Consider the following 25406-nt stretch of genomic DNA (forward strand, 5'->3'; position numbering starts at 1 on the left):
TTAATTACTTTTTTTAATATGTTCAGCAATTAAGTTAGCAATAATTTCTCTTCCATGATTGTTCCAATGTCTATCGTAAATAAGTGTAGTAGGTTTTTTCGATTGTTTTAATGCATTCCCAAAATCTATGTATTCAAAGTTGTTTTTATTTAAATAATCTAAAAAATGTTGCGGGGTTACATCTACATTTAAAAGAAGAATAAACCTTGTTTTATCAAATCCGTATTTATCAATCAAACTTTTAAAATTATCAACATAAATGTTCTGTTGATATTGAATTTCGGCTTCTGTAACCTCTTTTTCTTCATTGCTATTAGCTTTTTTACCAATGGATGCTATTCTTCCCGCTAGTTTCCATAAAGGTTCTAAAACACCTATGTTTTGTGTATATACCAATAGTTTTATTTTTCTTGCATTTCTATAAAGTGGCGACTCTAAATGCATTCTATCGGTCACTACATTATATTCACTTCGCATTAAATCGTTTTCAAACTTTAAACCTAAAACAACATAATCTATCTTATCAAAAGTTTCTTTATAAGCATGTATTAGATGTAGTTGGTCTGCAAAATCGTAACCCGCATAACCATATTCGTAAACTTCAAAATCTTGTAATTTATTTTCAATTTTTTTTCCAATGGAGTTATAGTAGTTTTGATGAAAACCCTCTATAAATGAATCACCAACTAATGCTAATTCTTTTTTATTTAACGTTGGTGCAAACTCTCTATATGAATTATATCCAGAATTATTAATATAAAATTTGGAAAAATTTTGTCGTCTGTTTCCAGTAACAGAATATCCTTCTTGATTAGGAACCCATTTTTCAACATTAAACTCATCAACAAAACGAGATGGGTTATCTTTACTTAAATGAAATATCCGTACAATAATTTCTAAAGTTATCAGAATTAAAACAACATAAAGGCAACTTTTAAAAAATAACTTTTTCATATCGTTTAAAATTGGAAATAGATAAATGATCTATCAATATTGCTATCGAAAAATAAAAGCATCAATAATATAACTATTGTATACACAATAAACCTAATTATTTTAGATTTAAACTTAAAGGGTGCACGCTCATCTTTTCTAATTCTATATTCATATAAAATAAAAACACCTATAAGAATATAATAATCTATCATTCTATAGCCCATAGGATGATTGTAAATTTCATAAGAGAAATTAGATGTGATTCGCTTAATAAAATTAAATGCATCGGTAATAGACTCTGACCTAAAAAATATTCTAGAAAAAGTAACTATTGAAAACGTTAATAAAACTTGTCCAATTTCTATTAATGAAGGAAAAATAGAGTTCTCTCCTACAACACTATTTTTATAAATAGTATTTCTACCCATTAAAAAAACTGGAATAAACGCTAATGCGTGAAATGCACCCCAGAAAATAAATGTCCAATTAGCACCATGCCAAAAACCACTAACTAAAAATATAATTATTATGTTTCTTACTGACTTTAATTTGCTTACTCTAGAACCACCTAATGGAATATATACATAGTGCCTAAACCACGTAGATAATGACACATGCCACCGTTGCCAGTACTCCGCTACATTTCTAGAGAAATTAGGGAATTTAAAATTTGACATTAACTCTATTCCAAAAAGTTTTGCTGTTCCTATTGCTATATCTGAATATCCACTAAAATCGCCATAAACCTGAAAACTAAACATAGTAACTCCCAAAATAAGTGTTGAAGCAGGATACGTCGAGTAATTCGCAAAAATATCATCAACTATAGGTGCTAAAGAGTCAGCTATAACTACTTTTTTGAATAGTCCCCATAAAATTAATTTTATACCGCTAACCGACTGCTCATAAGAAAACGACCGCTTATTTGTAATTTGGGATAATAGATTTGATGCCCTTTCTATAGGACCAGCTACTAGTTGTGGAAAAAAGCTAACAAAAGCAGCAAATGATAAAAAATCTTTAGTCGGTTCTTTTAGTTTTTTATAATATAAATCAAACGAATACGACATTGTTTGAAATGTATAAAACGATATCCCTACTGGTAATATAACTTGCAATGTCCAAGTACTTTTTATTTCATAGCCAAACATTGTAAACATATCGATCCAAGAATCAACAAAAAAGTTGAAATATTTAAAGAAACCTAAAAGGCCAACATTAAATATTACACTAACCCACAACCACCGTTTTCTTTTAGATTGGGATTCGCTAGAGTGAATCATTATTCCAACAAAATAATCAACAATTGTACTTAATAAAATTAAAGAGAGAAATCTCCAATCCCACCAGCCATAAAATATATAACTTGAAATAAGAAGTAAGATGTTTTGAAGCTTAACGCTCTTTTTAAAAAGAAACCAATAAAGTATAAAGACTATTGCTAGAAAAATAAAAAAGTCTAATGAGTTAAATACCATAAAGAAATCTGGTTTTTTAGCTTAAAAATTTAACTAAATGTCCTATAATGCTTTTATAAAAGCAAAATAATTCTTTGAATTGCAATTATATCTTTTAATCAACATAATTTAAAACCTATTTCTTAAATAAGATAAATTTCAACTAGTATATACATCGAATTATTTGGTAAGTTAACTAATATCAATATGCTACAGATTATATTATAAATTTTGTTGCTACTTTTACAATAGCCTATTAAATCAATATAGACTTCACTTAAATGAACTTAGTATCTGAGATAGTTGAAAATAGCAAGCCTATAGATGTAATAAATGAAATTGATTCTATTACATTTAAAAAGGATTATATTAATAAGCAAAAACCTTTATTAATTAAAGGGTTTGCTAAAAATTGGGGAGCTACAAGAAAATGGAGTTTAGATTTTTTTCTAAATTTTGAAGAAGACAAAGACATTTTATTATTAGATAACAATTATATTCAAGACAGCCATGGTTTTAAAAAAGGTTCTTTCAAAGATTATATATTAAAATTAAAAGAAGCTGAAAAAAACAATGGTACGGTAAAAGATTATTTAACTACCCTAAATATTTTTCACTATTTCCCGGAATTAAAGGAAGATTTAGATTTTTCTTTTTACGAAAAGCATACGAAACTTAATGATGTTTCTGCTTGGATAGGGCCTTCTGGAACCATATCAGACTTTCATGCGGATACCGCAAATAATGTTTATGCTCAAATAAAAGGGCGAAAAATGTTTATTATTTGTTCTCCAGAATTCAATAAGAACATGTACCCAAGTAACAAACACATATATGGAGCCATTGCATGTAGCGTAAATATTAATAATTTTGACCATACTAGGTTTCCTAACTTTAAAAACACTGTATTTAACACTATTATTTTAGAACCAGGAGATGTGCTATTTATCCCAAAAAAATGGTGGCATTATGTTCAGGCTTTAGATTCTTCTATCAGTGTTAGTAACTTTGGCTACACGAAAAAAGAAATGTACACTTTAATACTTAAAGAAAGAATTTTTCAATCATTACATAAAAGAGGTTATTACAAACGCAATAATTGCTTTTGTTGTGAAGAAAAGAAATAAAAAAAAGCCCTTAAAAGGGCTCTTTATTTATAGTTTAGGTTTTCTACATTTCATTAAAAATGGTATGCATCAAACGCTTTTTATCATTTATGCTTTCTTCTAAAGAAATCATGGTTTCTGTTCTATAAACGCCTTCAATATCATCCAACATAAAAATTACTTCTTTTGCATGCTCTGTACTTCTGGCTCTTATTTTACAAAAAATATTAAACTTGCCTGTTGTTATATGAGCTACCGTTACGTATGGAATTTCATTAATACGCTCTAAAACAAATTTAGTTTGTGAGGTGTTATTTAAAAATACACCTACATAAGCAATAAAAGAATACCCAAGTTTCTTATAATCAAGCATCAAAGAAGAACCTCTAATAATCCCCGCTTCCTCCATTTTTTTAACACGCACATGAACCGTACCAGCAGAAATTAATAATTTTTTTGCAATGTCTGTAAACGGAATTCTTGTATTGTCGATTAACATATCAAGAATTTGATGATCGATTTCGTCTAATTTAATTTTCCCCATAATTAATTATTCTTAAATAAAAATCAAAATTAATACATTTTTATCAAAAATAACACATTATTGGTACGTTTTATTTTGAAAATAATGAGATTTTCTCATTATTTATCATTACGAAAACGTTTTCGTAATCAACTTTTAGCTTTTGGCCATCAAAACTCAGAACGCTCGTACCATTTGCATCAATTTCTCTATGTCCGAAAAACGCATCTAATTTCTCGATTTTTTCTATTTTAGGTACAAATTCAATATGTCCATCTACCAGTTTTTCTTGAAATAAAAAACCTATATCTAGTAAGGAGTTTTCAATTTTTGCGTTTCTAATTATCACATCATAAAAAAGTTTTTCATTCTCTGGGATTTTAAAGTAAGAATTAAAGTTATCCCCGATTATTGTATTATTAGAGATGTAATTTAAAGCTATAAGGTATGAAGTGTATATAAATTCACGCGTTATATCTCGTGCATAATCATTTTTAAAGTGACCAGCTTCAAACAATATGGTTGGTACATTTTCGCTTTGAAACGTATCTCCAACGCAGTTCAAATTAAATGCATCGTCATAGACTCCAACTTGATTCGGAATAACCTCCTGTAATGCATTATTCATAGCCCCAATAACTTCCATGGCTACTTTTCTATTCGCTGTTACAGTGCAAGCTTTATCTTGTGCCGGCGCTAAAAACGACACTGTTGCTGGCTTATTAAAACTACCTGCACTAAAAATAGTTCGCTGACCATGAAGATTAAAACAATAATGAGGTTTAAAAGTTTCGAAAGCCTTTCTTAAAACTTTACTTTCTGGTTGCGATAAATCTTGAGCATCTCTATTTAAATCAATTTCGTTTCCATTTACTCTTGTATATGCTTGAGCACCATCTGGATTTAGTATAGGTATAACATATAGCGAACAATTATCCAAAATATTTAGTGCTTCATGTTTGCTTGAAAGTGTGTTAAAAAGATCGAAAAGTGCTTTTGTAGTTGTAGACTCATTTCCATGCATTTGTGACCACATTAAAATTCGCTTCTCACCATTACCTAGGTTCAATCCATAAATTGGAGCGTTTAAAACCGACTTACCTATAATTTCAATATTTAAGAATTCATTAAAATTATTCAATAAAGGTTCTATATGGTTATTGGTTATATACCGATGGAAAAGACTCGGCTCTTTATGCTTTAAATACAATGATTTTATTTCGTCTAATTGCATGCTAATTTATTATGTCACAAATGTAAACATTTACTAATTTACATTTGTAAACATAATTATTGAATGATTTGTTTACATTTATATACAGTTTTAGTGCTAAATATGTATATCTGTAAACAAAAATATTTAAAACAGGGTATAATCAACATATATTATTGTTTACTAGTTACTTATATACTTTTATATAATGTTTAAGTTTATATTTAATTTAATAATAAATATAATAATAGATTATATTTTGAGTTATATTATTACATTTGTAACACATAAATGCTCCAAGAACGATTTACAATGATAAACACTGATGATTTTGTAAAAAGACTTCAAAAAGTAATTGATTATTACGGTGAATCTGCATCTTCTTTTGCTGAAAAAATTGGCGTTCAACGTTCAAGTATTTCACATATTTTATCTGGAAGAAATAAGCCCAGTTTAGATTTTATTTTAAAAGTGCTATCGGCTTTCCCTGAAGTTGATTTGTATTGGTTATTTAATGGTAAAGGAGAATTCCCTTCAGAAGGTAAAGTGAAACAAATTGATTCTGACGAAAAACAAGAAGCTTCTCCTCTACTTGAAAACAATACATTCAATAAAGATCTGGTGGAAAACAAAAAATCAATTGAAAGAATTGTTATTTTTTATTCAGACGGAACTTTTAAAAACTTTAATAATTAAGCATTTTGTTTACTAGCTTTGTTGTTTTAAAATTTTATATGAGATTTTTTTATTTATTACTGTTTCTGCTATTTTTTAATTGTTATCAAACAACACGTAACTGTCAGGACTATAAAATAGGTGATTTTTATAGCGAAATAGTTATAGATGATGTGTTATACAAATCAACTTTTAAAAGAACAAAAAACCTTCAGATAGAAACCTATAATAATAAAACTGATTCGTCGCAAATACGGTGGATAAATGATTGTGAAGTCATATTTAAAACCATAAATCCTAAAAATATGGCTGAACAAAAGGATATTCATTTAAAAATTTTAACAACTACAGACTCATCCTATACCTATGAATATTCTTATGTAGGTGAAACTAAGAAGCAAAAAGGTGTTGCTTATAAAGCTAATTAATCAAACGGGTATAAAAACGATTCAGAAAGCTCAAAATCTACCGTTTTATCTTCATTAACGTAGTATCTTAAAAATATTTCTCCCCAATATTCACCATCTGAAAAATCAGCAATAATCCATTTATGGTTTAATAACTTCACAGTATTAATAAGCATTTTTCTGCCTTCACTTGACACATAAGGGATTACCGGATGCTCTCCCTTCTTTTCATTTAATGCATAAAGTTGATCTTTGATTAAAGGAATTAATTCATCTACTTTATAACCATCTTTTTCAAAGTATGAAATAGCATCTTCATTTCTTTCAAAATTAAAATGCGATACTTCTAAAACTTCATTTTGCAAAACAAGCACCGAATCTTTATATTTTTCAAATTGTTCTTTATAGCTAGTTAATTTAGTATCCATATCTTCAAATACCCGTTTAGAGTTAACATACTGAAAGATGATTAATAGAACTGAAAAAACGAATAGATACATGAAAATTCTTTGTTTCATAATGAAAATTTAAATAGTTATTTGCAAGTTGTCATAAGCCAGAAAGACATTTTCTGGTAGAGTTTTCTCAACGTCTTCATGAAAACCCAATAAATGACTAATGTGTGTTAAATAGGCTGTTTCTGGTTTTACTTTTTTTATAAAATGAAGTGCTTCTTCTAAGTTAAAATGTGATCGATGAGGTTCAATTCGTAGTGCATTTACAACCAACACCTTTACTCCTTCAAGCTTTTTAACTTCTTTTTCCTTAACCGTTTTCATATCGGTTAAATATGCAAAGTCCTTAAACCTAAAGCCAAAAACTTGAATACCATCATGATCCCCTTTAACCGGAATTACTTCCAGATTATTTAATTGAAATGGTTTGTTTTTAATTTTATTCGTAATAACCGAAGGTGCTCCTGGATATTTGTTTTCAATTTTAAAAACATAATCAAACCGCTTTTTTAAAGCTTTTAAGACGCGTTTGTGCGCATATATAGGGATTTCTCCTTGTTTGAAATAAAAAGGCCTTATATCATCAAAACCTAAAACATGATCGGAATGTTCATGAGTAAATAAAATACCATCAATCCTACTACATCCCGATCTTAACATTTGATATCTAAAATCAGGTCCGCAATCAACTACATAACTGTAATTATCCCATTCTACTAAAATAGAGACACGTAATCTTTTATCTTTTTTATCTTTACTTAAACAAACTGGGTGATTGCTCCCTATTACAGGGATACCTTGAGAAGTGCCAGTACCAAGAAAAGTGATTTTCAAATTTTAGTTAAGTTTAATACAAAAATAAGTTTATTTTTTTGTTTGCTCTACTTATTTAATACCTTTGTATTATATTGCTATAACCTAAAAAAGATATGGAAATTACCATAAAAGGCGACAAAGAGTTTGATGATATTCCTTCCTTAAAATCAAAAGCGCTTCGCATAAATTTAAACGAAAATATTTACGGAACATTTGCTGAAATTGGTGCAGGACAAGAAACTTGTAGACATTTTTTTAGAGCTGGAGGCGCCTCTGGTACTATTGCTAAGGCAATGTCAGCTTATGATAAAGATTTTAGTGATGCCATTTATGGTGCTGAAGATGACGGGCGCTATGTTACAGAAGCGCGTTTACGCAAAATGCTTTCTCATGAAATGAACCTCATGGAAACAAGGCTTACGCGTGAAAAAAATCCGAATAAAATATTCTTTACTTACGCCAACACCGTTGCAACAATTGACTTTGCTAAGCAATTTAAAGGACATGGATGGGTTGGTATTAAATATCAAATTGATGCAAAAGGGGATTATAACGAAATTATTTTGCACTTACGTTTCAAGGAAACTGATGCTAGATTACAACAAGAAACCCTTGGTATATTAGGAACTAATCTTATTTATGGTGCATTTTATAAATATAATGAACCAAAGAAATTATTACGTTACCTATATGATCACCTAGATAAAGATCAAATAGAAATTGATACCATAAATTTTTCTGGTCCTGTATTTAGTAATGTGGATAATCGTTTAATGAGTCTGCAACTAGTGAAAAATGGTATGACAGATGCCGTAATGTTTGGTCCTGACGGCACCAACGTTTTACCTGCTAGAGTTTTTTATAAGAAAAACATATTAGCCTTACGTGGTAGTTTTAGACCCGTAACGAAGGTAAACATGGCCATGTTTGAGAAATCATACAACATGTTTATTAAAGAAAATAAGGTAGATGAAAATAAAACAGTTGTAGTTTTTGAAATTACTTTATCAAACTTGAGAGCTGAAGGCGAAATTGATGAGCAAGATTTTATTGATAGAGCAGATTTATTATGCTCACTGGGGCAATCAGTAATGATTTCAAATTTTCAGGAATATTATAAGGTAGTTGAATATTTTTCAAATTATACCAAAGCTAGAATGGGCTTGGTTATGGGTGTTAACAACCTGATTGATATTTTCGATGAGAAATACTATCGCCATATTAGCGGTGGAATTCTTGAAGCTTTCGGAAAGTTATTCTTTAAAGATTTAAAAGTTTACCTATACCCTATGCTTGATCATAAAACGGGTGAGTTAATTACTAGTGAGAACTTAAAGGTCTATCCTAGAATGAAGGAACTATACAAGTTCTTTAAATACAATGGGAAAGTTATAGATATTGAAGAATACGACACGAGCATAATGAATATCTTCTCAAGAGAAATACTTCAGATGATTTCTAGCGGAGAGCATGGTTGGGAAGATATGGTACCTGATGGAACTGCTGATTTAATAAAGGATTATCGTTTATTTGGTTACACCCGTAGACCACTAACCTTGGTTAGAAAAAGGAAAGCAACAAAATAGAAACAAAAAAGCGACTTTAAATAAGTCGCTTTTTTGTTTATTCTAGTATTTGGTCCGTATGAACTTTTGCTTTGACATTGTCAATAACACGTTCTACAACACCGTTTTCATCTATCACAAAAGTTATACGATGAATTCCATCAAAAGTGCGTCCCATAAATTTTTTAGGTCCCCAAACTCCAAATGTATTAATCATAATTTTATCAACATCTGCAATTAATGGATATTGAAAATTAAATTTCTTTTTAAAATTTGATTGCTTTCGTTGAGTATCCGCACTGACTCCTAAAATTTCATAACCAGCATCGGCTAAAACCTTGTAATTATCTCTTAAATTACAAGCTTCAACAGTACAAGTTGGCGTATTTGCTGCAGGATAAAAGAAAACAACTAACTTCTTTCCTTTGTAATCAGACAATTTAACAACATTACCTTGTTCATCAAATACTTCAAAATTTGGAACTGTATCTCCTTGTTTAAGTGTTTTCATAATCTTAAATTTGATTTTTGACAAAAATACAATATGACTAAGGAAGAAAAGGTAGAATTTGTAATAAAAACTTTAAAAGAACTATATCCAACAATTCCTATTCCTTTAAACCATAAAGATCCTTATACTTTATTAATTGCAGTTCTTATGTCTGCTCAAAGTACCGATGTTAGAGTAAACCAAATTACGCCTTTGCTGTTTGAAAAAGCAGATAATCCACATGACATGGTAAAGTTAACAGTTGATGAAATTAGGGACATCATCAAACCAGTTGGTTTATCACCAATGAAGAGTAAAGGGATTTATGGATTATCCAAAATTCTCATTGAAAAATATGATGGAAAAGTTCCTCAAAGTTTTGAAGCTCTGGAATCATTGCCAGCTGTAGGTCACAAAACGGCTAGTGTTGTGATGTCTCAAGCATTTGGTGTACCTGCGTTTCCTGTTGACACCCATATACACCGCTTAATGTATCGTTGGAATTTAAGTAATGGTAAAAATGTAGTACAAACTGAAAAAGATGCTAAACGTTTATTCCCAAAAGATTTGTGGAATGATTTGCATCTTCAAATTATATGGTATGGTCGAGAATATTCTCCTGCTCGAGGTTGGGATTTAGAAAAGGACATTATAACAAAAACTATTGGGAGAAAATCTGTAATTGATGACTACAACAAATTAAAAAAGTCCTAACAAACAATTTATTAGGACTTTCAAAACTTAGTTTAGAAGTGCTTCAAACTTCAATTTATTACAATTTATAACACTTAAAGCCTTTGAGTAATTTAGAAGAAAATTAACCGTTTCCTCTTTCGGTTCAAGTTCATTTTTAATAGAATTTTTTTCAGAGTAAAGTTTTGCCATTTTATAAAGTTAAGGGTTTATTTAAACCAATAACGTAGCAAAATTTACTTTATTGCATCAGTTTGTTAAAACAATATTATGTTTATCAATTATCTTACGTAAATTAATTAATGCATAGCGCATTCTACCTAGCGCTGTATTAATGCTAACACCTGTTTTATCAGATATCTCTTTAAAACTCATATCACTGTAAATACGCATCATAAGTACTTCTTTTTGATCCTCAGGTAATTCATCAACCAAACGTCTTACATCATTCTCAACCTGTTCTTTAATAATGGTTTTTTCTGCATTCAAACTGGTATCGCTTAAAACTGAAAAAATACTAAACTCACCTGTGTTATCAAACTTAGGCATTCTGTTATTTTTTCTGAAATAATCAATAACTAGGTTATGAGAAATACGCATTACCCAAGGTAAAAATTTACCTTCTTCGTTATAAGCACCTCGTTTTAAAGTACGAATTACTTTAATAAATGTGTCCTGAAAAACATCTTCAGCAACATCCCTATCGTATACTTTTGAATAAATAAAACTGTAAATTTTTTGTTTGTGCCTTTTAATCAGAATTTCCAAGGCGCTTTCATCGCCTTTAATATAGTTGCTAACAAGCGTAGCATCTGAGATAAGTTCGTATTGCATAATAATTACTTTTTGTGCACAGAAGAAGGCTTCTTTGCTTGGGGTTAAATGTTTAAAAAGTAATTTTCTGCTATAGGCTAGATATTGATTAAATTGCTAATTATAAATCAAATATAACAACAATCATTCCTAAAAAACAAAAATTAACAACTTTTTTTAACAATATTCTTATAATAGAATACATTTTTTAAGATGAACGACTTATAGTATCTTTGTCACTTTATTTTCTATAAAAGCATATGAACACTAGTCTTTCCGAAGTAAATCCAAAAGAAAACATCATCATTAAGGGTGCAAAACTTCATAATTTAAAAAATATCGATGTTGTCATTCCTCGAAACAAGCTTGTGGTTATTACTGGTTTGTCTGGTTCTGGTAAGTCTAGTCTCGCTTTTGACACACTTTATGCGGAAGGACAGCGACGCTACGTAGAAAGCTTGTCAAGTTATGCACGTCAGTTTTTAGGAAGGCTAAACAAGCCAAAAGTAGATTATATTAAAGGCATTGCACCAGCCATAGCCATTGAGCAAAAGGTGAATTCAACAAACCCACGTTCAACAGTCGGTACAACTACCGAAATTTATGATTATTTAAAATTATTATTTGCAAGAATTGGTAAAACCTACTCGCCTATTTCTGGCAACGAGGTTAAAAAAGATACGGTAACCGATGTTTTAAACTTTTTAAAATCATTTCCTGAAGGTGAAAAACTATTGCTCCTCGCTCCTATTTATTTAGAAGAAGGTAGAACTATAGAGGACAAACTTAAAACTTTGCAGCAGCAAGGGTATGCCAGAATACAGGCAAATAGCGAGGTTTTTAGGATTGATGAAATAGAATCCGTAAACACGAATTCCTCAATTCAATTAGTGGTAGATAGGGTTATTATTAAAAAAGAAGAAGATTTTTTCAATCGATTAGCCGATGCTGTTCAAACCGCTTTTTTTGAAGGGAAAGGAACATGTACTATTGAAACATTAGCAGATAAAAAACAACAAACTTTCAGTAATAAGTTTGAGTTAGATGGTATCACTTTTTTAGAGCCTAATATTCATTTATTCAGTTTTAACAATCCTTATGGTGCTTGCCCAAAATGTGAAGGTTATGGGGATATAATTGGAATTGATGACGATTTAGTAATTCCTAACACAGGACTATCTGTTTATGAAAACGCTATATTTCCCTGGCGCGGAGAAAGCATGAGCTGGTATCGTGACCAGTTAGTTAATAATTCGCATAAATTCGATTTTCCAATTCATAAACCTTATTTCGAGTTAAGTGATGCTCAAAAACAACTTATTTGGGATGGCAATCAGTATTTTGAAGGTTTGAATTCCTTTTTTGCTGAGTTAGAGGCTAAAGCTTATAAGATTCAGAATCGGGTTATGTTATCGCGTTACCGTGGCAAAACAAAGTGCAAAACTTGTAATGGTAAAAGACTGCGAGTTGAAGCCAATTATGTAAAAGTTGGAGGTGCAACTATAACTGATTTGGTAGAAATGCCGTTAGATAAGTTAGCTAACTTCTTTAAACAACTAGAGTTAAATGATAATGATACACAAATAGCTAGTAGGCTACTAAAGGAAATTAACAACCGTTTATCATTCCTCGCAAATGTAGGTTTAGATTATTTAACGCTTAACAGAAAATCGAACACATTATCAGGTGGTGAGAGCCAACGTATAAATTTGGCAACATCTCTAGGGAGCAGTTTAGTAGGCTCAATGTATATTTTAGATGAACCTAGTATTGGTTTACATCCTAAAGATACCGAGCGTTTAATTTTAGTTTTAAAACAATTACGCGATTTAGGAAACACTGTGATAGTTGTTGAGCATGACGAAGATATAATGAAAGCTGCCGATGAAATTATAGATATAGGTCCTGAAGCAGGTACTTTTGGAGGTCATGTAGTTGCTAATGGAACTTATCATGATATTCTAGATTCAAATTCGCTAACTGCACAATATTTAAATGGAGCTTTGGAGATTGAGGTTCCTAAAAAGCGTAGAGAATCTAAATATTACGTTGAAATAAAAGGCGCTAGAGAAAACAATCTTAAAAATATTGATGTTCACTTTCCATTAGGAGTGCTAACAGTGATTACGGGCGTTTCTGGAAGTGGAAAAAGCACCTTAGTTAAGAAGATTTTATACCCGGCATTACAAAAAAAATTAACTGATTTTGGAGATAAACCAGGGCAATTTACCTCTTTAGAAGGGAGTTTTAGCAACATTAAGCATATAGAGTTTGTTGATCAAAACCCCATTGGTCGTTCGTCGCGCTCAAATCCCGTTACCTATATAAAAGCCTATGATGATATTCGTGCTTTATTCTCAAAACAAAAACTTAGCGCTATAAGAAATTATCAAGCAAAACATTTTAGTTTTAATGTTGATGGTGGACGTTGTGAAACTTGTAAAGGTGAAGGAGAAGTCACTATTGAAATGCAATTTATGGCAGATGTTCACTTAGAGTGCGAAACCTGTAAGGGTAAACGCTTTAAAAAAGAAGTTCTGGAAGTTACTTTTGCAGATAAAAATATTGATGACATTTTAAATTTAACCATTGATGATGCAATTACGTTTTTTGAAGCAACCCATCAAACTAAAATTAAAACTAAATTACAACCTTTACAAGACGTTGGCTTGGGCTATGTAACATTAGGGCAAAGTTCTTCTACCCTATCTGGTGGTGAAGCTCAGCGTATAAAATTAGCGTCGTTTTTAGGAAAAGGCAATAATAAAGATAAAGCACTTTTTATTTTTGACGAACCCACTACAGGCTTACACTTTCATGATATTCAAAAGTTATTAAAATCCTTTAATGCTTTAATAGAAAAAGGGCATTCTATAATTGTTGTTGAACACAATTTAGATTTAATCAAATGTGCTGATTATATTATTGATTTAGGTCCTAGCGGTGGTGAAAACGGTGGAAATTTAGTTGCCTCAGGAACTCCTGAAGTAATCGTAAAAGTAGAAATTTCCGAAACTGGAAAATACTTAAAAGAGAAGCTTTAAACATAAAAACGGAGGCAATAACCTCCGTTTTTTACTTTTAAAACAGTTTTTTTTAAAATTTGTAACCGATACCAATTTGGAAACCGCTTAGCTTAGAAGATGCATCACCCGCTGTATTTTCTAAAAGATTGGTTAGACCAAATCCATATCTTGCGTTCAAATTGAAATTTTCTACAAATTCATACGCAGCACCTACATCAACCCCAAGATTGAATGATTTTATTCCGTCTGGTGCATCTAAAAGATATCCGAAATTTGGTCCAGCTAGCACGTCAAATTTCTCTGCAACACCATATTTAACTAATACAGGAGCTTGTAGTTGGTTTAAATCTTTTATACCAACAAAATCAATTTCTGGTTGGAGTTCTAATTTTTCACTTAACTCAATATCAGTAAAATAAATGCCAATAAAAAATCCAGATTCAGATGTGGTATTCTTTATTTGCTGGAAAGCACTAGACGATTTGCTTGAAGTAGCAGATTTTTGAGTTGGACCAACCACAGATGATATTCCACCAGAATAACGGTATGTTTCATTTCCTGCATGATAGCCTCCTCTAACGGCACATGACGAAATTAAAGTAACAATAAAGCATAATGAAATGAGGGAATTGATTTTTTTCATGATTAATAGTTTTTGATTAGCTTTTTAAATTTACTAAACAATTGCCTAAAAACCAAATAGTTAGATGTTTTAGAAACAGACTTTTTATTTCAATAAAATAAAAAAGCAAACATACCGAGGATTAAAACTGCCAAAGGCGCAACGAATGATAAAAAGAAAAAACTAACAACGCTCGCTTTAAAAAAACTAAAAAACCACCCTTGTTGATAAAACCGTTTTAAAGCTAAAAATAGGTAAACAAACGTAGAAAGTGCTATAAGAAAATCTATCCAATCTGGAATATCAATTATAAAATTCACTCCAATTATAATACTAAAAACAGTAAATAGAAACGAAAAATAATAAAAACTAAACACCAAATGATGAGCATATAAACCCCTTCTCCAATAGAATATTTTTAAAATCAAAGCAAATATTGGAAGTAAAAAAAACATAGCTATAGGTATAGTATCATAAAACGCTTGTAAAATACTTCCACCTTGTCGTGACTTATAGAACTTTAGTGCTTGTGCATACAATCGTCTTGTAAAAGACCCCGCATCATCACTCATTCCCATTTGCTTATAAATTTCCTGATCTGAAGCTCCGCTAGCTATCAATGAATCAACGGATGCTTCATTAAAATCAAAATTTAACCCATCATTTTTTTTAAAGTTATCTGATTTTACAATTGAATCTATTTGATTATCTGAAAAACCATGAAATATCTTATTGTTTTCTAAAGTTTTTCTAACGTTTGCTCTAGCTATAGAATCTTCTTTTTTCTTTTTAGATAATTTAACGGCGTATATAGAGTCTTTTATCCGCGAATCTTTAATTGTATCTAAAGCCTTTTCTTGTTTTAAGGTTTTGGCAAGTGTTTCATCTAAACTTTGTACTTGTTTACGCTGAATAAACGAGAACAAAAAGAAAAACACTACAGTTATAAACAAATACATTTGTGCCGGATGTAAATACAATAAACGCTTTCCTTCTACAAAGCGTCTTGCCAAATACCCTGGTTTTAGTAATAAAGGAAAAAAACTCTTAAAAAATCGCGCATCAAAAGAAAAATAGTTACTTATAGTATTATAAAATAATACCTTAACAGTTAGTTCTTCTTTGGCTTGTTGCCCGCAATGCGGACAAAACTTAAAGCCTTCTTCAAATTGTTGCTCGCAATTTTTACAGGTTTCTAATTGGTTTTCCATTAAACTGATTGGTTTATATAAAAGTAAAAAAAAAGATTAAACAAATATGAATTTCTATAATTTTGATTATCAAATAATTACAATTTTGGCACGCATATTGAAAAGTATTGAGTAATAGCGAAAGCCGAAAAGCTAAAGAGTAGGCAAAATGTAAAATCCTATGATTATGAAAAGATTAGTACTATTATTTGCAGGTTTGTTAATAGGATTAACAACCGCATCAGCAACACAACAAGACCATCACATATTTGATGAACAATTAGATATTACAAAACGTTATCGTTATGCTCAACCTATTATGTTTATGGAACGCGGCATTGAGTTTTTAATTTTTCCTGATGGAAGTTTTGATTTTAATACGCATATAAATGATGGTTTTTATGATGACATGTATTATAAAAATAATTCTCGAAGAAATAGTGTAAACGCTTCTTACCGTGGTCCTAATGTTAATATCCAATTTAGTTCAAGAAATAGTAACCGTGGTGTTTCTATTATAAGAGATAGGTATGGAAAAGTAAGACGTATTGGTAATGTGTTTTTAAATTATGATAGATATGGAAATATTACTCGCGTAGGATCTGTTTACATACGATATGGTAGAGGCCGAAACGCAACGGTATCACAAGTTGGAGGATTAAGAGTTAATTACAACCGTTGGGGAGAAATTGTAAATACCAGAGGGTATGTAAATTGGAACAATCGTGATGTATGTTATGATAATCTAGAACAGCATGATAGAGACGATTATCATAATGATTATGATTATGATGATAACTATTACTATTACAAACAGAATGGTAAAGTAAAAAAGCAAAAGAAAAACAAAAGATAATCATTAATAGAATAAGTTATTTGTTATAGCAAAACCCTTAAGGTGTACACCTTAAGGGTTTTTGAATTCTACAAACTATCATCTAATCCAAAAAAAAAGCATTTTGGCAATTATTTTATGAATAGCATATATAATTTCCTTATAATTATGTTCAAATAACTGCAAACCAATCATTTAAATGAAAATCACATTTTTACTTTTGGCGTTATCATTTACAAGCTTAAGTTCTGCTCAATTCATTTCAGGCGATGATAAATTACATTTAGCTGCTGGAGCATTAATCTCAGGAACAACCTATACAATAGTTTATACTAGTACTAAAAACAAGAAAAAGGCCTTCTGGTATAGTTTGGGCGCATCGGCATTAGCGGGTGTTACTAAAGAGGTTATTGATGCTGGTCAAAACGAAAGGTTTGATACTGGTGAAATATTTGCTGCTACAGTTGGCGGATTAGTAGTAAGTACATCCTTAAGTTTGTTTGTTGGTAAAAACAAGGCTAAAAAAAGAAAACAAATTGCTTTAGTTAACTAATTAATTTTTAGACTATTTATAAACAGTTTTGCTTTAAGTATTATCTGTTTTGTATAATGAGGTTAAATATAATTTTAGAAAAGAATTATATCATAAATCTTTATTTGATTTTTCAAAGTTGTATTTTTGCGCTCCTCTTGTGTACTCAATTTTAGTGACATTGTTGTCATTGTCATAAATCAATTTACCAAAATTATTTCTATCCGTAAAATAGGACTTGGAATCAAGGTATAGTATGCTATTCTTAACCGTTGTAGAATTATCAGTATCCTCATTAGCAATGATTGTTTGTATTAAACCTTCAGCTTCTTCTTTAATATAAAGTGTTAAATTATCTCTTTTGTAGGTTCCCAAATAATGTCTGTAGTTAGTTAAATCTTTTACAATCGCTGTGTCGGGAGTAATGTTTAAATGATTACTTAATTCTGTATAAGTTATTATGGCATTATCTCTGAATCTCTTTACGCTACTATTTTGCTGAGCAGCACCCAATGAATAAAAGTATGATGCATCATTAATATATTCAGGATCATTTAAAAAATAATCAATCATATCGTCACTTATAGAACTGTTACTAATAAAATTAGGGTACCACGATTGTTCGTCCTTATATTTTTTGTGTAGGTCAAAAATGAAATCCACAATTTTAGTGTCTAAGAAGTCTACTTCTCCTTTGTAATTATTGTAGACTAGCTTTAATTTAGAGAGAAGGTCATCCTGCTCTTGAGTTAATTTTTCATGAGAACTTAATAATTTTTGAAATGTATTATCAGAAAGTTCTACTTCATAACCACTAAATAATAAATATGCCAATCCATTGATTTTGAAATTCTGTCTTGTTGCTTTTTTATTAATAATAACATAATACGCAGAATTTTGGCTTCTGAAATAGGCAACCTTGGCATTTGCTTTTTCAATGTTGAATTTTAGTTCCTCTAATGTATTTTTAAATAGGAGTTTTGTATATTCTGCAGCTTTTCGTTCTTCATTCCAATTGTTAATAGATAGCGCAATTAAAATACCTATAACCACAAGAATTATTTCACCAATGGCATAAAGTAGATACTTACTGAATTTGTTTTTTGAAAGTAATCCTTGGCGGATTTTACGGAAAAATTTTATCATGTTTCGACCTAATATTAGCCGTAGGTCGATCAAATAAAAAAGAGGTAAGTACCAAAGTAGTTAAATTAAATGATAAAAAATTAATTAATCAATTTATTTATGATTTCTTTGGTAGGAAGTATTTCTGTAGTGTGCTCAATACTAGGGCCTGCAACCCAAACAGTTTTATATGTGGCTTTTGTTGCCGCATTTTTTGTAGCATTCATCCCAATGGAAAACCGAATCATTTTTACCCATTTTTTTAGTTTCCTGTTTTTGTTCAAGATGGATTCTAACCAAGTTTGTTTGGTGCCTATTTTTTGAACATAAGGTGTATTTATCACTGTACATGGAGTTCCTGAAATACGCTCTGTCATTACAATATCGTCGGCACCATAATCAACACATGCCTGTTTGTATTCCTCAGTCACATTGGCTTCAATAGAGGCTATAAATGGACTTCCTACCGAAACACCATCAGCCCCATAACTTAGCATCTTATCAATATCGGCCTTACACCCTACACCTCCTGCAGAAATAACTGGAATATTCAATTGGCTTTTTAATTCTTTTATCAAAGCTTCTGGAGACAAATTTCCTCGATGCCCACCTGCTTCATTATTTACTGCAATTGCAGCATCTGCACCTAAAGATTCCACTTTTTTTGCAAACTTTAAATCCACTACATCGCAAAACACTTTAATACCAACTTTATGCGCCTGATTTATGGTTTCTTCAGGGCTTCCTAGGGATGTAATTATAAAATCGCACCCTTCTTCACAAATAACACGTAATTGCTCTTTATATTTTAAGTTTGATTTATTAACAATTAAATTAAATCCAAACGAACCACCTTTCACTTTTGCCAATTTTAGTTCCTTGGCAGCAGCTCTTAACTCGTCAAGGGTTCTATAATTTAAGGCAGGAATACAACCTGCTATACCGCCTTTCATAGCTTCAATTACCATAGCTGTATTAGACACTAAAAACATAGGGGCTTGGATAATTGGGTATTTAATATTTAGTAATTGACAAAGTTTGGTTTCCATATTATAAACTGATTTCAGCAAATATAATAAATATTATGCATGCATAGTAAAATTTATGGTTTATCAGAATTAAATAAAAAAGCGCAACCATTTCTAGTTGCGCTTTTTTAATGTTATGTGATTCTGAAATAAGTTCAGAATGATGTTTTATTTTACTTCTTCGAAATCTACATCTTCCACATCACTACCTTCTGCTTGACCGTTTTGGCTAGCATCAGATCCTGGCGTTTCTGCCCCACCTTGTTGTGCTTCAGCTTGTGCTTTATACATTTCTTCAGAAGCTACTTTCCAAGCTTCGTTTATTTTATCTAAAGCTGGTGTAATAACCTCTAAATCTTTAGTTTCATAAGCCTTTTTCAATTCTTCTAAAGCATCAACAATTGGTTGTTTTTTATCAGCTGATAATTTATCACCAAATTCTTCTAATTGTTTTTCCGTTTGGAAAATCATAGAATCTGCTTCATTTAATTTTTGAGCTTGTTCAGCAGCTTTTTTATCAGCTTCAGCATTTGCTTCAGCATCCGCTTTCATCTTTTGGATTTCTTCTTCAGTTAATCCAGACGATGCTTCAATTCTGATATCTTGTTTCTTACCAGTCGCTTTATCTTCTGCAGATACTTTTATAATACCATTGGCATCAATATCAAACGTTACTTCAATTTGTGGTGTACCACGTCTTGCTGGTGGAATTCCATCTAAATGGAAACGTCCAATCGTTTTGTTATCCGCTGCCATCGCTCTTTCTCCTTGTAATACATGAATCTCAACAGAAGGTTGATTATCTGCAGCCGTAGAGAATACTTGCGATTTTTTGGTAGGAATGGTTGTATTCGCTTCAATTAACTTTGTAAATACATTACCCATAGTTTCAATACCAAGTGATAATGGTGTTACGTCTAAAAGCAATACATCTTTTACATCTCCCGTTAAAACACCACCTTGTATACCAGCACCTAACGATACTACTTCATCTGGGTTTACACCTTTACTTGGTGCTTTTCCAAAGAATTTCTCAACTGCCGCTTGTACTGCAGGAATACGTGTAGAACCACCTACTAAAATAATTTCATCAATATCACTTTTACTTAAACCAGCAGCCTTTAAAGCAGACTCACATGGCTCGATAGTACGTTTTACTAAATCGTCAATTAATTGTTCGAATTTAGAACGCGTTAACGTACGCACTAAGTGTTTTGGTCCACTAGCTGTAGCTGTTATGTATGGTAAATTGATTTCTGTTTGAGCTGAAGATGATAACTCAATCTTAGCTTTTTCTGCAGCTTCTTTTAAACGCTGTAAAGACATAGGATCTTTTCTTAAATCCATACCTTCTTCAGCATTAAACTCGTCAGCTAACCAGTTGATGATTTTTTCATCAACATCATCACCACCTAAGTGTGTATCACCGTCTGTAGAAAGTACTTCAAAAACACCATCTCCTAATTCTAAAATAGAAACGTCATGTGTACCTCCACCAAAATCAAAAACAACTATTTTTTGGTCTTTACCTCTTTTATCTAGTCCGTAAGCCAATGCCGCAGCAGTAGGCTCGTTTATAATACGTTCTACTTTTAAACCAGCAATTTCACCAGCCTCTTTTGTAGCTTGACGCTGACTATCATTAAAATAAGCAGGTACTGTAATAACTGCACGACTTACTGATGTTCCTAAATAATCCTCAGCCGTTTTCTTCATCTTTTGAAGAATCATAGCCGATAATTCTTGTGGTGTATACAAACGCCCTTCAATATCAACTCTAGGCGTGTCATTATCACCTTTTACTACTTTATATGGTACGCGTTCTGCTTCTTTTTTAGACTCAGAATATTTATTCCCCATAAAACGCTTGATAGAATAAACAGTTTTAGTAGGGTTTGTTACCGCTTGTCTTTTTGCCGGATCACCAACCTTTATTTCACCACCTTCTACAAAAGCAATCACCGATGGTGTTGTACGTTTACCTTCTGCGTTTGGGATTACCACAGGTTCGTTACCTTCCATTACAGAAACGCAAGAGTTGGTTGTTCCTAAATCGATTCCAATAATTTTACTCATAATATATTTTTTATTGTGTTGAATGTTCATTTTTAAATTCGGAATGTATAAGTCAATGATTATGCCAACACAAATAAACTGACACAGTGTCATATTTTTATCAAATGGGCGTTACCACAAGTGGTCAGGCTTTCCGCGCTACACGGTAGCGTGCTGCAATCCCTAACGCAAATACATTTAAAATTAATATCCAAATTACTACTCATTTTTTCAATTTAATCACTTTATATTTGTCAAACTAAAGCATATGTTACATGGAGTGTATTTCTGTTTTCGACATGTTAAAAATTGGTGTTGGTCCTTCAAGTTCTCATACATTGGGACCTTGGCGAGCTGCAGAGCGCTGGATTAAAGAGCTAAAGGAAACTAATAAATTCAACAAGGTAGAAAGCATTTCTGTGGACTTGTTCGGATCCTTGTCTTTAACAGGCAAAGGACATGCTACAGATTATGCCATTATGCTAGGTTTAAGTGGTGCTAACCCAGAAACTATTCCAACAGAAACGATTGGTGATATTATCTCTAAAATTAAAAGTACAAACTCTATTAGTTTTAATGGCGAAAAAGATTTACCATTTACTCCAGAAACAAATATTGTTTTTAACAGAAAGTTTTTGCCGTTTCATGCTAATGCACTGCAATTTTCAGCCACAATCAATGGTAGAAAATCAAAATCTACCTACTACTCCATTGGCGGTGGATTTGTTGTACAGGAAGAACGAAAAATTTCAAAAGCCAACAAAATTATATTTTATTGCACGTTTCCATATCCCATTGAAACGGGTAACGATTTATTAAAATATTGTAATCAATTAAACAAATCTATTTCAGAAGTAGTTTTAGAAAACGAAAAATCCATTAGACCTATTGAAACTATCGATTTTGAATTGAATAGGGTTTGGAACACCATGTTAGAGTGCATGTATATTGGCTGTCATACCGAAGGTAATTTACCTGGTGGCTTAAATGTAAGACGACGTGCTTTTGATACTTATCAAACTTTAAAAGGGGATTTACCATACAACTCACCACAAGAATGGCTTGAAACTATTAGAAAAACCGAAGTCAAATTTCGGCAAATATTAAAATGGGTAAGTTGTTTTGCTTTATCAGTTAACGAAGTCAATGCCTCTTTAGGTCGTGTTGTTACGGCACCTACAAATGGTAGCGCTGGTGTTATCCCAGCGGTTTTAATGTATTATATGGTAATTGAAAACCATGAAGCTAACTTTAGCCATATTAAACAATTTTTGTTAGTCGCTGGCGAGATAGGTAGTATCTTTAAAAAAGGTGCGACCATAAGTGCAGCAATGGGTGGTTGTCAAGCTGAAATTGGTGTATCTTCTGCAATGGCGGCTGCAGCCTTATGCGAATTAATGGGTGGTTCACCCGAGCAGGTTTTAGTAGCTGCTGAAATTGCGATGGAACATCATTTAGGATTGACCTGTGATCCTATTGGTGGTTTGGTACAAATACCATGTATTGAACGTAATGCCATGGGCGCTATCAAAGCTATAAATGCTGCAGAGTTAGCGTTGGATACTAATCCCGAAAACGTAAAGGTACCCTTAGATAAGGTTGTCGCAACTATGTGGGAAACGGCAAAAGATATGAATACTAAGTATAAAGAAACTAGCGAAGGTGGCTTAGCTGTTGGCGTGCATCTATCAGATTGTTAATCGCTATTTGTACCACAACCTACTTTTCTTCTAGTATCTATTAAATAGATTATTTTCCATTGTCCGCCATCTTTAAATAGCTGAAATGAATTTACACCACAATGGCTAAACGTATCATTATACCAAAACTCATAAGGTGTCCAAGCATTGGCCATGTTACCATCAACCTGAATACTATAATCGAGCAACCGTTCGTCCCATTTTTGGTCAGCAGTTCTTGTTGCAATGGCATTTAGCATTTTTCCTGGTTCATCTGTAACCAAAATATCTTTTCCTTCTTTATTTTTATATGCGGTTTGCATAAGAATTTTATCCATCATAACAGATTTCATAAGAGTCGTATCACCTTTATGGAATCCATCAAAAAAAGTATCAACAGCAGACTTTACCTTGAACTCTTCTTCATTCTGACCAAAAACTGCTGCTGTAATCAAAAAAACTAAATAGAATACTAAACGTGCCATAATAAAAGTTTTAACTAAATTAAAACATCATTCTCAGGTATTGATCCCTTTAAAGAAAAGTTTAACAGTATCTACTTAATTTATTATTTTTACGAGCAATCTAATAAACTAAACTATAAATATGTCTGTAGCTAAAAAAGAATACAAACGCATAACAGTAAAAACATTGGTTGACATGAAAGCTAATGGTGAAAAAATATCCATGTTAACTGCTTATGATTATACCATGGCGAAAATTGTTGATGGTGCTGGCATTGATGTTGTTTTAGTTGGTGATTCTGCAAGTAATGTTATGGCGGGGCATGAAACGACCTTACCTATTACTTTAGATCAAATGATATATCATGCATCTTCAGTAATTAGAGCTATCGAACGCGCTTTAGTAGTGGTCGATTTACCTTTTGGAAGCTACCAAAGCGACCCAAAAGAAGCATTACGTTCTGCTATTCGAATTATGAAAGAAAGCGGTGCTCACTCTGTAAAATTAGAAGGCGGTCGTGAAATAAAGGACTCTATAAAACGTATACTAAACGCTGGTATCCCTGTAATGGGGCATTTAGGGTTAACACCACAGTCTATTTATAAGTTTGGAACTTATACCGTTCGGGCCAAAGAAGAACAAGAAGCAGCTGATTTAATTGAAGACGCAAAAACGCTTGAACGTATTGGTTGTTTTGCAATAGTTTTAGAAAAAATTCCTGCTAAACTAGCTAAAGAAGTTGCTGAAAGCGTTAGCATTCCTATTATTGGCATTGGTGCCGGAAATGGTGTGGACGGTCAGGTTTTAGTTTTACATGATATGTTAGGAATGACACATGAATTCAATCCTCGTTTTTTACGCCGTTATTTGCACTTATATGAAGAAATGACCAAAGCAATATCTCAATATGTTAATGATGTAAAGATGTTAGATTTTCCCAATGATTCGGAGCAATATTAATCACTTTTAACGAAAATAATTTGGCAATTAGTGACCGAAAAAACACTTTCAGATAAAAACAATCTTCAAGTTCTATATGAAGACAATCACATCATCATTGTAAACAAGCGTGCTGGGGATATTGTTCAAGGTGACAAAACAGGTGATAAACCATTAAGCGAAGTTGTTAAAAGCTATATAAAAGATAAATATAATAAACCAGGAAACGTTTACTTAGGTGTTGTTCACCGGTTAGATAGACCCACTACTGGTCTTGTTATTTTTGCTAAAACAAGCAAGGTATTACCGAGATTAAATAAACTCTTTGCTGAAAAAGACGCAAAAAAAACATATTGGGCTCTTGTAAAAAACGAACCACCAAAGCATGAAGACACTTTAATACACTGGTTAAAAAAGAATCCAAAAAACAACAAATCATACACGCATTTGAATGAAATTAAGGATAGTAAAAAAGCTATTCTTCATTATAAATTATTAAAAAAATTAGACCATTATTTTTTACTGGAAATTGATTTGGAAACTGGTAGACATCATCAAATCCGTACGCAACTATCAACTATTGGTTGTCCAATAAAAGGTGATTTAAAATATGGTTTTAATAGAAGTAATTCGGATGCGAGTATTCATTTACATGCCCGATATATTAGTTTTATTCATCCTGTAAAAAAAGAACCTCTTCATATAACTGCTCCTTTACCCAATGATCCTGTTTGGGATGCCTGTTTACTTAATTAAGAATA

25 protein-coding genes are annotated in these 25406 nt (G+C 31.6%); 11 read left to right on the plus strand and 14 right to left on the minus strand.

Going from position 1 to position 25406, the window contains the following annotated elements; translation table 11 throughout:
- Complete coding sequence (locus L3X39_RS09180; RefSeq protein ID WP_237231489.1) at positions 1–954, minus strand: hypothetical protein; 954 nt, start codon at positions 952–954, stop codon at positions 1–3.
- A 5-nt stretch (positions 955–959) separates the two neighbouring features.
- Positions 960–2414 (minus strand): MBOAT family O-acyltransferase, encoded by a 1455-nt coding sequence (locus tag L3X39_RS09185; RefSeq protein WP_237231490.1) that lies wholly within the window; start codon positions 2412–2414, stop codon positions 960–962.
- A gap of 260 nt (positions 2415–2674) precedes the next feature.
- Here L3X39_RS09185 and L3X39_RS09190 point away from each other — a divergent pair, with 260 nt between their 5' ends.
- A complete protein-coding gene (locus tag L3X39_RS09190; protein ID WP_237231491.1) occupies positions 2675–3520 on the plus strand; it encodes a cupin-like domain-containing protein in 846 nt (281 codons plus the stop codon).
- A gap of 43 nt (positions 3521–3563) precedes the next feature.
- On the opposite strand, the gene L3X39_RS09195 is transcribed toward L3X39_RS09190, so the two are convergent.
- Positions 3564–4043 (minus strand): Lrp/AsnC family transcriptional regulator, encoded by a 480-nt coding sequence (locus L3X39_RS09195; RefSeq protein WP_237231492.1) that lies wholly within the window; start codon positions 4041–4043, stop codon positions 3564–3566.
- Between the two features lie 70 nt (positions 4044–4113).
- Positions 4114–5256: a M14 family metallopeptidase gene (locus L3X39_RS09200; protein ID WP_237231493.1), complete on the minus strand. Its 1143-nt coding sequence runs from the start codon at positions 5254–5256 to the stop codon at positions 4114–4116.
- A gap of 291 nt (positions 5257–5547) precedes the next feature.
- Between L3X39_RS09200 and L3X39_RS09205 the strand changes: the two genes are divergently transcribed.
- On the plus strand, positions 5548–5931 hold the full coding sequence (locus L3X39_RS09205; protein ID WP_237231494.1) for a helix-turn-helix domain-containing protein: 384 nt from the start codon (positions 5548–5550) through the stop codon (positions 5929–5931).
- A gap of 38 nt (positions 5932–5969) precedes the next feature.
- Complete coding sequence (locus tag L3X39_RS09210; protein WP_237231495.1) at positions 5970–6338, plus strand: DNA topoisomerase IV; 369 nt, start codon at positions 5970–5972, stop codon at positions 6336–6338.
- Here L3X39_RS09210 and L3X39_RS09215 read toward each other — a convergent pair.
- Together L3X39_RS09215 and L3X39_RS09220 are read right to left on the minus strand one after the other, a co-directional pair.
- Positions 6335–6835: a hydrolase gene (locus L3X39_RS09215; protein WP_237231496.1), complete on the minus strand. Its 501-nt coding sequence runs from the start codon at positions 6833–6835 to the stop codon at positions 6335–6337. The genes L3X39_RS09210 and L3X39_RS09215 overlap by 4 nt on opposite strands.
- 9 nt (positions 6836–6844) lie before the next feature.
- Positions 6845–7606, minus strand: a complete 762-nt coding sequence (locus tag L3X39_RS09220; protein WP_237231497.1) for an MBL fold metallo-hydrolase — start codon at positions 7604–7606, stop codon at positions 6845–6847.
- Positions 7607–7701: 95 nt separating this feature from the next.
- Between L3X39_RS09220 and L3X39_RS09225 the strand changes: the two genes are divergently transcribed.
- A complete protein-coding gene (locus L3X39_RS09225) occupies positions 7702–9174 on the plus strand; it encodes a TonB-dependent receptor (RefSeq protein WP_237231498.1) in 1473 nt (490 codons plus the stop codon).
- A gap of 37 nt (positions 9175–9211) precedes the next feature.
- Here the strand turns inward: L3X39_RS09225 and bcp are convergent, their stop codons facing one another.
- On the minus strand, positions 9212–9664 hold the full coding sequence (gene bcp / locus L3X39_RS09230) for a thioredoxin-dependent thiol peroxidase (RefSeq protein WP_237231499.1): 453 nt from the start codon (positions 9662–9664) through the stop codon (positions 9212–9214).
- Between the two features lie 33 nt (positions 9665–9697).
- On the opposite strand from bcp, the gene L3X39_RS09235 reads away from it, so the two are divergent.
- Entirely contained in the window at positions 9698–10357 is a 660-nt protein-coding gene (locus tag L3X39_RS09235) for an endonuclease III domain-containing protein (RefSeq protein WP_237231500.1), read from the plus strand.
- A 228-nt stretch (positions 10358–10585) separates the two neighbouring features.
- On the opposite strand, the gene L3X39_RS09240 is transcribed toward L3X39_RS09235, so the two are convergent.
- Positions 10586–11170, minus strand: coding sequence for an RNA polymerase sigma factor (locus tag L3X39_RS09240; protein ID WP_237231501.1), 585 nt, complete (start codon positions 11168–11170; stop codon positions 10586–10588).
- Between the two features lie 239 nt (positions 11171–11409).
- Here L3X39_RS09240 and uvrA point away from each other — a divergent pair, with 239 nt between their 5' ends.
- Positions 11410–14193, plus strand: coding sequence for an excinuclease ABC subunit UvrA (uvrA, locus tag L3X39_RS09245; RefSeq protein WP_237231502.1), 2784 nt, complete (start codon positions 11410–11412; stop codon positions 14191–14193).
- A gap of 52 nt (positions 14194–14245) precedes the next feature.
- Here the strand turns inward: uvrA and L3X39_RS09250 are convergent, their stop codons facing one another.
- On the minus strand, positions 14246–14818 hold the full coding sequence (locus L3X39_RS09250; RefSeq protein ID WP_237231503.1) for an outer membrane beta-barrel protein: 573 nt from the start codon (positions 14816–14818) through the stop codon (positions 14246–14248).
- Between the two features lie 89 nt (positions 14819–14907).
- A complete protein-coding gene (locus tag L3X39_RS09255) occupies positions 14908–16008 on the minus strand; it encodes a DUF3667 domain-containing protein (protein WP_237231504.1) in 1101 nt (366 codons plus the stop codon).
- Between the two features lie 166 nt (positions 16009–16174).
- On the opposite strand from L3X39_RS09255, the gene L3X39_RS09260 reads away from it, so the two are divergent.
- Together L3X39_RS09260 and L3X39_RS09265 are read left to right on the plus strand one after the other, a co-directional pair.
- Positions 16175–16843, plus strand: coding sequence for a hypothetical protein (locus L3X39_RS09260; protein WP_237231505.1), 669 nt, complete (start codon positions 16175–16177; stop codon positions 16841–16843).
- A gap of 178 nt (positions 16844–17021) precedes the next feature.
- Positions 17022–17375 (plus strand): hypothetical protein, encoded by a 354-nt coding sequence (locus tag L3X39_RS09265; protein WP_237231506.1) that lies wholly within the window; start codon positions 17022–17024, stop codon positions 17373–17375.
- 90 nt (positions 17376–17465) lie between these two features.
- Here L3X39_RS09265 and L3X39_RS14730 read toward each other — a convergent pair whose 3' ends face one another.
- The 3 genes from L3X39_RS14730 to dnaK form a co-directional block, all read right to left on the minus strand.
- Positions 17466–18500 carry a DUF6090 family protein gene (locus L3X39_RS14730; protein WP_262910973.1) on the minus strand — a complete coding sequence of 345 codons (1035 nt, stop codon included), beginning with the start codon at positions 18498–18500 and terminating at the stop codon, positions 17466–17468.
- A gap of 80 nt (positions 18501–18580) precedes the next feature.
- Positions 18581–19528, minus strand: coding sequence for an NAD(P)H-dependent flavin oxidoreductase (locus L3X39_RS09275; protein WP_237231507.1), 948 nt, complete (start codon positions 19526–19528; stop codon positions 18581–18583).
- Positions 19529–19675: 147 nt separating this feature from the next.
- Complete coding sequence (gene dnaK, locus L3X39_RS09280) at positions 19676–21583, minus strand: molecular chaperone DnaK (RefSeq protein WP_237231508.1); 1908 nt, start codon at positions 21581–21583, stop codon at positions 19676–19678.
- Positions 21584–21837: 254 nt separating this feature from the next.
- On the opposite strand from dnaK, the gene L3X39_RS09285 reads away from it, so the two are divergent.
- Positions 21838–23262 (plus strand): L-serine ammonia-lyase, encoded by a 1425-nt coding sequence (locus tag L3X39_RS09285; protein ID WP_237231509.1) that lies wholly within the window; start codon positions 21838–21840, stop codon positions 23260–23262.
- Here L3X39_RS09285 and L3X39_RS09290 read toward each other — a convergent pair.
- Positions 23259–23726, minus strand: a complete 468-nt coding sequence (locus tag L3X39_RS09290; RefSeq protein ID WP_237231510.1) for a nuclear transport factor 2 family protein — start codon at positions 23724–23726, stop codon at positions 23259–23261. The two genes, L3X39_RS09285 and L3X39_RS09290, sit on opposite strands and share 4 nt — an antisense overlap.
- Before the next feature lie 121 nt (positions 23727–23847).
- On the opposite strand from L3X39_RS09290, the gene panB reads away from it, so the two are divergent.
- Both panB and L3X39_RS09300 read left to right on the plus strand, forming a co-directional pair.
- Positions 23848–24666, plus strand: coding sequence for a 3-methyl-2-oxobutanoate hydroxymethyltransferase (panB, locus tag L3X39_RS09295; RefSeq protein ID WP_237231511.1), 819 nt, complete (start codon positions 23848–23850; stop codon positions 24664–24666).
- A 30-nt stretch (positions 24667–24696) separates the two neighbouring features.
- Positions 24697–25401: an RluA family pseudouridine synthase gene (locus L3X39_RS09300; RefSeq protein WP_237231512.1), complete on the plus strand. Its 705-nt coding sequence runs from the start codon at positions 24697–24699 to the stop codon at positions 25399–25401.
- The last annotated feature ends 5 nt before the right edge of the window (positions 25402–25406 follow it).

It is taken from the genome of Flaviramulus multivorans, from assembly GCF_021728415.1.
Taxonomy (GTDB): Bacteria; Bacteroidota; Bacteroidia; order Flavobacteriales; family Flavobacteriaceae; genus Sabulilitoribacter; species Sabulilitoribacter multivorans.